The following is a 10818-nucleotide window of genomic DNA, read 5'->3' as shown; positions in this document are numbered from 1 at the left end:
GAAACCGCCTTCGCGCAAAACAATGCGCGGTAACGCATCGTGACAACCCCGCTGTCACTGTAATTATCGTGTCTCAGTTCAGGGGTGCAGTCCAGTGCACTCAATTCACTCGATCTGCTAGGCGGCCACACGCGATGACGCGTCGAGTTTAGTGCACTGTCACCGTAATGACGATGGATCTGCCACCAAAAATGACCTCCAGGCGTTCGGGCACGGCTTCAAGTCGGGGAGGGCGAGGATAGTCCCATACGGATTCCATGGCAGAAGCTCCATCGAAATCGCAATGTGAACGAAACGATGCGACCAAGCGTTTGGATGAAGGTTTTGCCAATTTTTCAAAGGGGGCTGCGTTCATTCGCGACACAGGGCTGACCTGATATCCCGAACCGCAAGCGGGGGCTGTCGGTTACGATGATTCGCCGTCTTCACGAACGTCTTGGCATCTCGGCAGAGATACTAGGACGTGGGCTCATTGGCGCCGAGCCATAGCCTGATTGACGCGAGTTGGACGGCGGCAAGTTTGTCGTGGCGCGTCGCTATCCGACGACGTTGAGTACGGTGACGCATCGGCGCCGCTGCTTATTCGATGACTTCGTCAGCGCGAGCTAGAAGCGATGGCGGGATGGCAATGCCAAGCTCTTTTGCGGTCTTGAGATTGATCACCAAATCGAACTTCGTAGGTTGCTGCAGAGGAAGGTCTGCAGGTTTCGCGCCGCGCAGCAATTTATCGACATACTCCGCTGCATCTCCCATGAAGCTGCTGAAGTCTTGCCCGTAGGTTAGAAGAAGGCCTTGCCTTGCGTAATCCGCCAGATCGGAGATGGTCGACACGCCATGTTCGAGCGCCGCATTGGCGATCTGTTCGCGTTCGGCAAAAGAAAAAGCCGTCGTCCAGAGATATGCTGCGTCGAAACGGTCGGCGGCAATTTGCGCAAACACCTGGTCAACATTTTCTTTGGTTGGATAGAAAACACTCCAGCTAACGCCGAGAGCCTCTGCGGACTTAGCGACGTCCTCGCGCAGCCGTTTATCGTCTACGGGATCGGGAGCTAATCGAACCACGCAAATGACGGCCAGTCTGGATAATCCTGGCAGCAGCTCCTTCAGTACGCCCATGCGCTTGCCTGTAAGGTCAAATGTCATCGGTGCGATTCCGGTAACGTTCGCCTCCGGATGCGCCAGATTGTTTACGATCCCGCTGCTGAGTGGGTCCGACGCGAGCGTAATGATGGGAATTTCCGTAGTCGCCTGCTTCAAGGCGCGAACCGTCAGGGTAGCCGCTCCGAACAGGACATCAGGTCGCCGCAGCACAAGCTCGCGCGCAAGCATGGGAGCCTGCTCTATGCGGCCATTTGCGGAGACGCAGTCGATGACAAGAGATCGCCCCTCGATCCAACCTCGATCGGCTAGTTTCTGAAGCAAGGGCTTCCAGAAAGCCGGCCCCGACGGACCTGGGCAAGTGGAGCCGCCCATTAAGATACCGAGGCGCTTTGGTGGCGCGGTGGTTTCCGCATTTCCGGGGCGGCCACCCGTGATGTAGATGGCGAGCCCGATGAGCATGAGCCGCACGACAGATGCCGCCGACTTGTCCCATAAGACCAATCTGCTGTTGCGCTGCTGGATGGGCATCGGCGCCTCCGATCGGACTATACTCTCATAGCGGAACTTCGGGACCGAGCCTAGTGACGCACCGCTCGACCTGTTCGCGGCCGTTCTGCAAATTGGCTCATCTGCGAAGTTGCGCCGCGTCTAACGGAAGTCCGCTCATCGCGGTATAGCCGATCCGATTTGTTCAACCTGAGTTCTTCGCATTGTGACCCGTTGCAGACGAGCGTGGCTTTTGGCTATGCCCGCACTTGACCTAAATCGGCATATACAGGGATGTGGTCACACGGAACGTTGCCACTTTGCGAGGCTCCCCTGGCACATCTTGACCTGATCCGAGAGACACGAAGAAAGTTGGCCGCTGACGGTCCGCCGTGGGTCCGCGCAGCCAACGATTTTGCGACCGTGACGCTTCCAGAAAGCGACTGCGACGTTGTTCGCGATCTACTAATTGCCGAGAGACCTGGCGCGGTCATAGAGATCGGCCTTGCTTATGGCAGCTCCGCGCTGGCGATCGGCGAGGCGCTGATTTCGGTAGGCGGTGATCGGCACGTCATAATCGATCCGTTCCAGGACAGTGAGTTTCGCGACTCAGGTTGGGAGTCGATCCGCTCGGCCAAATTGGATGGCATTTCGGTGTTGTTGAGGGAACGGTCCCAGATCGCGTTGCCGCGTCTGGCAGTGGAGGGGATGTCGGCGGATGCAGCTTTCGTCGACGGCAGTCATTTGTTTCACAATGTATTCGTCGACCTTTTTTACCTACAGATGATCGTACGACCCGGCGGGCTGGTCATTCTCGACGACCATTGGTGGCCAGGGGTCGCTGCGGCGGCTCGCTATTACGAGACCAATCTTGGCTGGCAGCCCCATAAGCTTGTGAACGGCACTCCGGGAAGAGTGTGTGCGCTACGGTTGCCCGATTCTCCGGTGACGCCGAATTTCAAGGAGTTGACGCCATTCTGGCCCGGAGCAGCATGAGCGGACATCAGGCGGCCCGCCTCGATGAGGACGCAGCCTAATCCGGGCCAGTCAGAAAGAAACGGTGCAAAACCGCAGACAATCCTCGTGAAATCCATATGCAATTGCGCCCCGCCCCTCACCTCTCCACCGGCACGCCCGCCCCGCGATGATACCGGCTGGAGAAGAACACCAATGGCGTGGTGTCGCGAGAATCGCAGTTCGAGACTTCGGCGATGATCAGCGTGTGGTCGCTGACATCGATCTGGCGTGTGACCTCGCAGGCGAACCAGGCGATGCATCCCTGAAGGCGCGGCAGGCCGGCTACGATCTCGTAATCCGGCGCAGCCCCGCTGTTCGGCTGGCGTGCGAAATGTTGCGACAGGTCGCGGCCGTGATCCGGCAGGACGTTGACGCAATAGCGGCCGGTCGCCGAAATCGCGCGGTGCATGCGGCCGGGCATGACCGAGACCAGCACGGTCGGCGGCGACAGGCTGACGGTGACGAAACTGTTCGCCGTCATACCGCAGACACGGCCATGCTCGTCCAGCGCGGTCAGCACCGCAACGCCGGTCGCAAAGCGCGAGGCGGCTTCGCGGAATGACGCCGGGTTGGCGCGCGGCATCTCAGTCTCCGCTCGCATCCGACATCACGCAATCGCCCTGATGGGCACGGATGGTGGCGACATGCGCTCGATCCAGGCCTGGATACGCTGCGGCGTCGAGATGCGGTCCCACTGGCGATCGGGATAATTGAAATTCTCGGTGAACTCGTTGGCCAGCGCCGGGTTCTGGCTCATCGCGCCGATCAGCATGCCCAGCGCTTCCGAAGGCGGCTGCAACATCACATTGGTCCAGCGTGAGGCCGCCAGCACGCGATCCTGCCGCTTCAAGTCGATCGTCTCGCACAAGCGCGCATCGAGCGCATCGGCGTTGACGATCTCCTCGCCGAGCACGAAGGCGGCATAGGAGGCGACATTGGCGCCCTGGCCCATCATGGGATCGACGATGGCGTGGACATCGCCCAGCGCGATCGCGCATTTGCCGTCGTCGAACTCGACAACCGTGTTGCGCACGGTCGGGACCACGCCGCCTTGCAGCAGATCCTGCGGCTGCGCGAGATCGAAGCGCGCGGTGTCGATGCGGTCGTAGGTGGTCGGGTGATGCTTCTCCAGCTTGCCCAGCAGCACCTTCAAAAAGTGCTTTGGGTTGTCGTCGTAGCTGAGCGTCGCCAGCTCCTCCATGTCGCCGCCCGGCACGTTCTCCATCAGCAGCGCGTTGGCGATGCCGCCGAAGGTGATGGTCGGGATCACGATCATCTCGCCATGGCCGGGCGAGACCGAGAGCGTGACATTCATGGGATCGGGCTGCCGCACGCCGGTGTAGAGGCCGACGCAGAGACGCCGTTGCGGCTGCTGATAGGGTGAGTGCTCGGGACGATAGGTGAAGAGCTGGCCGAGCGGCCCCTTCCCTGTGGAGACGACGAGCAGGTCGAAGCGCGCGACCAGCGGAGCGATGTCGCGCTCCTCGATCCGCCGGTACTCGATCTTGCCGCCGCGCTTCGTGAAATCCTGCATCAGGGCGGGAAGATAGAGCCTGTAATCGACGGCGCGGCTCGGTTTCGAGAAGTCACCGCGAAAGCTCAACGGCTGCGGAAAATTGAAGACATGGTCGTGGTAGTAGTAGTGGTCCTTCGGATCGGTCCAGTGATTGACGCCGAGATAATCCTCGCGCGCGATCGTCACGTGGTGATGTGCGACGGTGTTGAGCAGCCGGATGCTGCGATAATCTTCGGGCGGGCGATCGGTAATGATGGTGGCGTCCACGCCATGCTTTTGCAGGTAGAGCGCGAGATGCAGGCCGGCGATTCCGGCGCCGACTATTCCGATGTTGTGTGCCAATTTAATCCCTCCCCTGTGATTGCTTGTTTTGAGGAAACCTAACGGCCCGCCGAGTTGCGCACCACGGAATAAATAGGATATAATTTATTCCTGAGCGGAATGAATTATGGACCGGATCGATTGCCTGCGCGCTTTCGTTCGCACCCTCGAGGGTGGCAGCTTCTCGGCTGCCGCCAAGGAGCTCGGCATTGGCCAACCCGCTGTCAGCAAGCGCATCGCGATGCTGGAGAGCGAATTCGGCACGCAGCTGTTTTCGCGCACGACACGAACGCTCAAGCCAACCGCCGAGGCGCACCGCATCTACGATCTGGCGCGGCAGATCCTCGATCGTTTCGACATGGCGCGGGCGAGTGCAGTAGAAGCGGCGCCCCGCCCCACCGGCACGCTGAGGATCGGCGTTCCCTCGTCATTCGGGCGACGCTACATCATGCCTGTCATCGCCGAGTATGTGCGGAATTATCCGGAGGTGCGGGTCGACATTCGCTTCAGCGAGCGGTTCGTCAACCTGGTGGAAGAAGGCATCGAACTGGCGCTGCGGATCGGACATCTGGAGGCGAGCACGCTGGTCTCGCGCCGGCTCGGGACCGTGCAGCGCTATCTGGTCGCGACACCCACCTATCTGCACGGCCGGCCGCTGCCGCGGACGCCCGATGATCTCGGCTCACACCAATGCATCGTCTATTCCAGGATGTCGCCGGCGCATCAATGGGCCTTCGAATCCGAACATGGCCGTCACGTTGCATCCATCAACGGACCCATCCATGTCGACGACGCCGATGCGATGCAGGAGGCGACGATGCAGCATCTCGGCATCGCCATCCTGCCCGACTGGAATGCAGCCGACGGTCTGCGCAGCGGCGAGCTCGAGCATGTGCTTCCGGACTACAGCATCGCCGCACTGCCCCTGCACGCGGTCTATCCGGAGACGGACTGGATGTCGCTGCGTGCACGAAGCTTCCTGGATCTGCTGGTCGCGCGCGCCGGGCATTTTGCGCCTGTGACATCGCATAGCCGAGCCGCCAGCGCCGGCGGTTGACGCCGTTCCCACCATCATTAAATGAAGTGCATGAAAAAAATCGGATTCCTGTCCTTCGGACATTGGACACCCTCGCCGCAATCGCAGACGCGGTCGGCGGCGGATACGCTGCTGCAATCGATCGAGCTTGCGGTCGCGGCAGAGCAGCTCGGCGCCGACGGCGCCTATTACCGCGTGCATCATTTCGCGCGGCAGCTGGCCTCGCCGTTCCCGCTGCTGGCCGCGGTCGGAGCCAGAACCAGCACAATCGAGATCGGCACGGCCGTGATCGACATGCGCTACGAGAACCCGCTCTATATGGTGGAGGACGCAGGCTCCGCCGACCTGATCGCGGGCGGACGGCTGCAGCTCGGCATCAGCCGTGGCTCGCCCGAGCAGGTGATCGACGGCTGGCGCTATTTTGGTTATCGGCCGGCCGAGGGCCAGAGCGATGCCGACATGGGCCGGCGCCATGCGGAGGTGTTTCTGGACCTGCTGCGCGGTGAAGGTTTTGCCGAGCCCAATCCGCAGCCGATGTTTCCGAACCCGCCGGGGCGGTTGCGCCTGGAGCCACATGCCGCGGGCCTGCGCGAGCGGATCTGGTGGGGTGCGGGCTCGAACGCGACGGCGGTGTGGGCCGCGAAGCTCGGCATGAACTTGCAGAGCTCGACGCTGAAGAACGACGAGACCGGCGAAGCTTTTCACGTGCAGCAGGCCGCGCAGATCCGCGCCTATCGCGCCGCGTGGAAGGAAGCCGGTCACACCCGCGAGCCTCGCGTCTCCGTCAGCCGCAGCATCTTCGCGCTGATGGACGATCGCGACCGCGCCTATTTCGGCCGGGAAGGCGGAGGCGAGGACCAGATCGGCTTCATCGACCCGCAGACCCGCGCGATCTTCGGCCGCTCCTATGCCGCCGAGCCGGATGCGCTGATCTCGCAGCTCAGGCAGGACGAGGCAATCGCTGAGGCCGATACGCTGCTGTTGACGATTCCCAACCAGCTCGGCGTCGACTATTGCGCGCATGCGATCGAGGCGATCCTGAAGCACGTCGCGCCGGCGCTGGGGTGGCGCTAGGCCCGCGCCCGGGAGGATCGAGAGATGCATGCCGACCGATTGTTGCCGGCGCAGATCGCGCCCGAGGGCTACGCAGCGCTCCGCGCGGTGGAGGCCTACATCCACAAGAGCGGGCTGCCGAGAGGCCTGATCGAGCTCGTGAAGATGCGCGCGTCTCAGATCAATGGCTGTGCCTATTGTCTCGACATCCATAGCAAGGATGCGCGGAAGCATGGCGAGAGCGAGCAGCGGCTCTACCTTCTCGATGCCTGGCGCGAATCGCCGCTCTATTCGCAAGCCGAACGCGCCGCACTGGCCTGGACCGAGTCGCTCACCAATGTGATGCAGACTCGTGCACCGGACGCGGACTACGACGAGCTCAAAAGGCATTTTGCCGACAAGGAGATCGCCGATCTCACCATCCTCATCGGCATGATCAATTTCTGGAACCGGCTCGCGATCGGCATGCGCTATGTGCACGACGTGAATTGACGCGCCATCGTCGGAGACAGCGACAGATGTTCATTAAATCGGCCATTGCTGTCGCCGCATTCCTGCTGTCGACGTCGGGGCCCGCATTTACGGCGTCAATGCCCGTCGACTGCAAGCTGATCGTGGACGGCAAGTCCTACATCGATGGCGTCTGTGAATTCGTACGGAACAACACAGAGGGTTCGTTCGCAATCTACGGCGACCAATATTGGGCTTCGGTCGATATTGAGAGCAACAAGGGGGTCGCCTACTGGAACGAGTCACCTGGCGCAACCCACGGCCAGGCCCGGCTGGGTGACGTCAAGCGAAGTGGCGGGTGCTGGGAAAATCGAACGGTTCGCATCTGCGCGCTCGCCATCGAACCGGCGAGACGAGAGAAGCTCCTGGCGGAGCGTCCGAAGGGTGTGGCAATACGCCCCTCTTATGCCGACTATCTCTGCCTCTCCGCGCCAAACTATCAGTTTGTGCCAGGCGCGACCTTGAGGATCGAGCAATGCGATTCATTTTGGGGCATACGGCAGCGCGTGTTTCGCCTGAGCGGAGGCAAGATTTCGATGGAGGGCAAGCCGGAGCTTTGCATCGACGCAAGAGGAGCGATCGGTAAAGGGGATGCTGCGCTCGTTCTCGACGATTGTGCGCGTGCTGCAATCCGATGGACTTACGACACGGCCAGCAGCGTGATCCGCTCCGACAATAATCTGTGCTGGATCCTCCGCCCCACCGGCGACGCGAAAGTGGACGTCCGGTCGATCCCGATCGGTGCTCGCGCCTGCGACGCCACGCCTTCGGACGAAAGCCGGTTTGCGATTGGCGGCGATTGACGGAATGGGCTGATACCGGATCGGCGCGCGCCGCTCGCCATCAAGGACCGATGACGAACGGTCGCTTGAGCGCGCTCGTCAGGCCAGCAATATTTGCCCTCGTAGCCGACATGGGTGCCGCGAGGACACCACAGCGCTATCAGGGTCAGCGGGGACGCGCTGACGGGAGTTGCGGCAACGGGGGTGGAGTCAGCGGGAGCCGCGGCAGCGGCGCCCACCGGTGTCGCGAACGCGAAACAGCAGAGGAAGGGAATCGACCACCTCCGCGCATGGGCTCGGCGCATCGGGACGGTTGCCGCTCGAATTTTCTTCGCATTCCGCGCGCGTCAATCGTCTCAAGATAGACTCCTGATTTCGTCGAGTGCGGACGCATGCGTATTGTTTCGGCAGGCCATCTTGTCCTGGTGGCCCTCGCCGTACTGGCGATCAACCCGGCAACCGGACAGATCAAGCCTGAGGATCTGCCACCTGCCGCCGGTGCGCTGGAGCGCGAGCTTGGCCTGCCGCCAGGCGAGCGCGTCGCGACTTCGCCGGCGAGCGCTCCCCAAGACGCCGCCCAACTCGTCGCCACCATCGAAATCCCTTTCATCCTGGAAGGTGGTCATATCATCGTCGATGCCAGCATCGACGGGCACCCTCCTCGGCCATTCATGTTCGATACGGGTGCGCACAACCTGATCGACAACACCAGCGCGCAAGGCCTCAACACGACCGTCATCAGCGCCGCCCGCATTTCCGGCGTTGGTCCGAAGGTCTCGCACGCCGACATCGTCACGATCGGCCGGATCAACATCGGCGGTGCCGTGCTCGAGCAGCAAACGGCGCTCGCGACTACCCTTCCCAACGTGATCGCCGACCGCGGATCGCGGCCACGCCTCGCGGGGCTGATCGGCTCTGAACTATTGGCGCGCTACACCGTCACGATCGATTACGCGCGCCGCGTCCTGATCCTGAATTCGCTGGGGTTCCGGCCGCCATCGACAGCCTTCGCGCTGCCGCTCGGCTATGCGATATCGCGGGACGGACTGAGCCATCCCTCCATCACAATCGAGCTCGACGGCGTTTCAGGTCAATTCGTCATCGACACCGGCGCGAGCGGTCAGGTGTTCGTGTCCGAACGGTTCGAACGTACCCATCAGCCGTTCGCCGCTTCCGGCAAGACGTTGCGATTCCTCTCGCCAGGCGGCATCGGCGGCCGCACCAATATTCAGATGGGCTTTGGCAAACGGCTGCGCCTCGGGCCGGTCACCCTGTCGCCTCCGGTCATCGCAGCCAGCACCGACGCGGGCGGCGCCAGATTTTCGTCCTCCGAGGGAATTCTCGGCAACACGATCCTGTCGCAGTTCCTGGTGACGATCGATTATCGTTCGGGACGGGCGTATTTTTCACCGGTCGCCGGCCGCACGCTTCCAGCTACCCTGCGAGGCAGTGGACTGATCCTCGACAAGCCGGATCATGAGGCCTTCGAGGTGCTCGATGCCCTGTCGGGAAGCGCCGCCGAGCGCGCCGGATTACGTCGGGGCGACCATATCGTCGAGATCAACGGACGCCCGGCACGGGACCTTGGCATTGCGGATTTCCAGGCATTAGGTTCGGCGTCGAACGCCTCGGTCTCGGTTCGCACAGCTGATCAGCGCCGCATCAATCTGTCGATCGGGCAGACCTTGCCGTAGCGGGCGCAGGACTGCTTGAAATTGGTGTCAGGTTGGCGGAGACCAATGTCACACCGAGATTGTCGCTGGTACCTTCACAGCAGCAACGAGATGGCCGCCAACGCGATGAACCAGCATCTGTCCCTCATCAGCCTCGTGGTCGCGGACTATGACGACGCGATCGCCTTCTTCACGCGCGCGCTGAATTTCGAGCTGTGCGAGGACACGCCGCTCGGTGGCGGCAAGCGCTGGGTGGTGGTACGGCCGCGCGGCCATTCCGGCTCGGGCCTGCTGCTGGCGCGGGCGGACGGTCCGGCACAGACGGCGCGCATCGGCGACCAGACCGGAGGGCGCGTCTTCCTGTTCCTGGAAACGGACGATTTCGAACGCGATCATGCCCGCATGATCGCCGCCGGCGTTCGTTTCGTCGAGGCGCCACGGCGCGAGGCCTATGGCGTCGTGGCCGTGTTCGAGGATCTCTGCGGCAACCGCTGGGACCTGATCCAGTCCATCAGGCGCAGTTGACGCGAGCGGCTGTCCTGCACCTCACCCCGTCTTCGTCCCCGTGACCACCGCCAGCGCCTCGACGAGGCGGTCGAGATCGGCTTCATCCGTGAAGAGCGCCGGCGTCACGCGGATGCATTGGCCCTTGGCGACGCCGGCCCGGCGCACCGTCATGATCCTGTGGGTGTCGCGGAGCTTCACCACGATCGCCTCATTGTCGGCCTTGCTGGTCTTGCCGGCGAGGCGGAAGGACGTGATCGCACCATATGAGCCGGCTTCGTCCGGTGTCAGGATTTCGAGGTCCTTGAAGCCGCGGGCGCGGCTCACCCAATAGTCGCGCAAATAGCGCAGGCGCACCTGCTTGGCCGGGGCGCCGATCTGCTGATGCAGCGCCACGGCGGTGGGCACGGTCAGCACGGTGGCGAAATTGACCGTGCCGGTGTGAACCCGCGAGCGGATGTCGTCTTGCGCAAAATCCTCGTCGCCCATGTCGCGGTCGATGTCGGCGAGGCGATCCTTTTTGATGTAGAGAAAACCCACGCCGAGCGGCGCACCGATCCATTTGTGCAGGTTGAAGCCGACGAAATCGGATTCGAGGTCTTTGACGCGGAAGTCGATCTGTCCCCAGGAATGCGCAGCGTCAACGATGGTGTCGATGCCTTTTGCTTTCGCCATGCGGGCGATCTCGGCGACCGGCATGACGAAGCCGGTGCGATGGCTGACATGGGTCTTGGTTGTGTGCAAACGCACAGGTCGGGAGCGGCCGTTGCCGCCAATCATTGCAGTCGGCCGATGTCGTCGGGTCCGATCGTCAATGAC

General features: G+C 62.3%; 11 protein-coding genes. 7 read left to right on the top strand and 4 right to left on the bottom strand.

Annotated elements, in window-relative coordinates; genetic code table 11:
• Positions 1–579: 579 nt before the first annotated feature.
• On the bottom strand, positions 580–1629 hold the full coding sequence (locus M2427_RS41550; RefSeq protein WP_280712500.1) for an ABC transporter substrate-binding protein: 1050 nt from the start codon (positions 1627–1629) through the stop codon (positions 580–582).
• 330 nt (positions 1630–1959) lie between these two features.
• Between M2427_RS41550 and M2427_RS41545 the strand changes: the two genes are divergently transcribed.
• Positions 1960–2583, top strand: coding sequence for a class I SAM-dependent methyltransferase (locus M2427_RS41545; RefSeq protein WP_280712499.1), 624 nt, complete (start codon positions 1960–1962; stop codon positions 2581–2583).
• A gap of 118 nt (positions 2584–2701) precedes the next feature.
• On the opposite strand, the gene styB is transcribed toward M2427_RS41545, so the two are convergent.
• Entirely contained in the window at positions 2702–3187 is a 486-nt protein-coding gene (gene styB / locus M2427_RS41540) for a styrene monooxygenase NADH-dependent flavin reductase subunit StyB (RefSeq protein WP_280712498.1), read from the bottom strand.
• 24 nt (positions 3188–3211) lie between these two features.
• The gene (styA, locus tag M2427_RS41535) at positions 3212–4462 is read right to left on the bottom strand and encodes a styrene monooxygenase subunit StyA (protein ID WP_280712497.1); all 1251 of its coding nucleotides are present in this window, start codon (positions 4460–4462) and stop codon (positions 3212–3214) included.
• A 106-nt stretch (positions 4463–4568) separates the two neighbouring features.
• Between styA and M2427_RS41530 the strand changes: the two genes are divergently transcribed.
• The 6 genes from M2427_RS41530 (at position 4569) to M2427_RS41505 (ending at position 10020) form a co-directional block, all read left to right on the top strand.
• Complete coding sequence (locus M2427_RS41530; RefSeq protein ID WP_280712496.1) at positions 4569–5498, top strand: LysR family transcriptional regulator; 930 nt, start codon at positions 4569–4571, stop codon at positions 5496–5498.
• Between the two features lie 30 nt (positions 5499–5528).
• Complete coding sequence (locus M2427_RS41525; protein ID WP_280712495.1) at positions 5529–6551, top strand: LLM class flavin-dependent oxidoreductase; 1023 nt, start codon at positions 5529–5531, stop codon at positions 6549–6551.
• 24 nt (positions 6552–6575) lie between these two features.
• Positions 6576–7022 (top strand): carboxymuconolactone decarboxylase family protein, encoded by a 447-nt coding sequence (locus M2427_RS41520; RefSeq protein WP_280712494.1) that lies wholly within the window; start codon positions 6576–6578, stop codon positions 7020–7022.
• Positions 7023–7048: 26 nt separating this feature from the next.
• Positions 7049–7843 (top strand): hypothetical protein, encoded by a 795-nt coding sequence (locus M2427_RS41515; RefSeq protein WP_280712493.1) that lies wholly within the window; start codon positions 7049–7051, stop codon positions 7841–7843.
• Positions 7844–8214: 371 nt separating this feature from the next.
• Positions 8215–9516: an aspartyl protease family protein gene (locus M2427_RS41510; protein WP_280712492.1), complete on the top strand. Its 1302-nt coding sequence runs from the start codon at positions 8215–8217 to the stop codon at positions 9514–9516.
• 105 nt (positions 9517–9621) lie between these two features.
• Positions 9622–10020 carry a VOC family protein gene (locus M2427_RS41505; protein ID WP_280712501.1) on the top strand — a complete coding sequence of 133 codons (399 nt, stop codon included), beginning with the start codon at positions 9622–9624 and terminating at the stop codon, positions 10018–10020.
• A 21-nt stretch (positions 10021–10041) separates the two neighbouring features.
• On the opposite strand, the gene M2427_RS41500 is transcribed toward M2427_RS41505, so the two are convergent.
• A partial coding sequence (locus M2427_RS41500; protein WP_280712491.1) for an aminotransferase class V-fold PLP-dependent enzyme occupies positions 10042–10818 on the bottom strand: 777 nt, incomplete at its 5' end.

The sequence above is a fragment of the Bradyrhizobium sp. BR13661 genome (assembly GCF_029892425.1).
Classification (GTDB): Bacteria; Pseudomonadota; Alphaproteobacteria; order Rhizobiales; family Xanthobacteraceae; genus Bradyrhizobium.
The sequence above is the reverse complement of the archived record's forward strand: the minus strand, read 5'-3'. Positions and strand labels throughout refer to the sequence as shown.

Coding starts and splice junctions, on each gene's coding strand:
- M2427_RS41550 (WP_280712500.1), bottom strand. CDS start 1,629: ATGCCCATCCAGCAGCGCAACAGCAGATTGGTCTTATGGGACAAGTCG.
- styB (WP_280712498.1), bottom strand. CDS start 3,187: ATGCCGCGCGCCAACCCGGCGTCATTCCGCGAAGCCGCCTCGCGCTTT.
- M2427_RS41530 (WP_280712496.1), top strand. CDS start 4,569: ATGGACCGGATCGATTGCCTGCGCGCTTTCGTTCGCACCCTCGAGGGT.
- M2427_RS41525 (WP_280712495.1), top strand. CDS start 5,529: ATGAAAAAAATCGGATTCCTGTCCTTCGGACATTGGACACCCTCGCCG.
- M2427_RS41520 (WP_280712494.1), top strand. CDS start 6,576: ATGCATGCCGACCGATTGTTGCCGGCGCAGATCGCGCCCGAGGGCTAC.
- M2427_RS41515 (WP_280712493.1), top strand. CDS start 7,049: ATGTTCATTAAATCGGCCATTGCTGTCGCCGCATTCCTGCTGTCGACG.
- M2427_RS41510 (WP_280712492.1), top strand. CDS start 8,215: ATGCGTATTGTTTCGGCAGGCCATCTTGTCCTGGTGGCCCTCGCCGTA.
- M2427_RS41505 (WP_280712501.1), top strand. CDS start 9,622: ATGAACCAGCATCTGTCCCTCATCAGCCTCGTGGTCGCGGACTATGAC.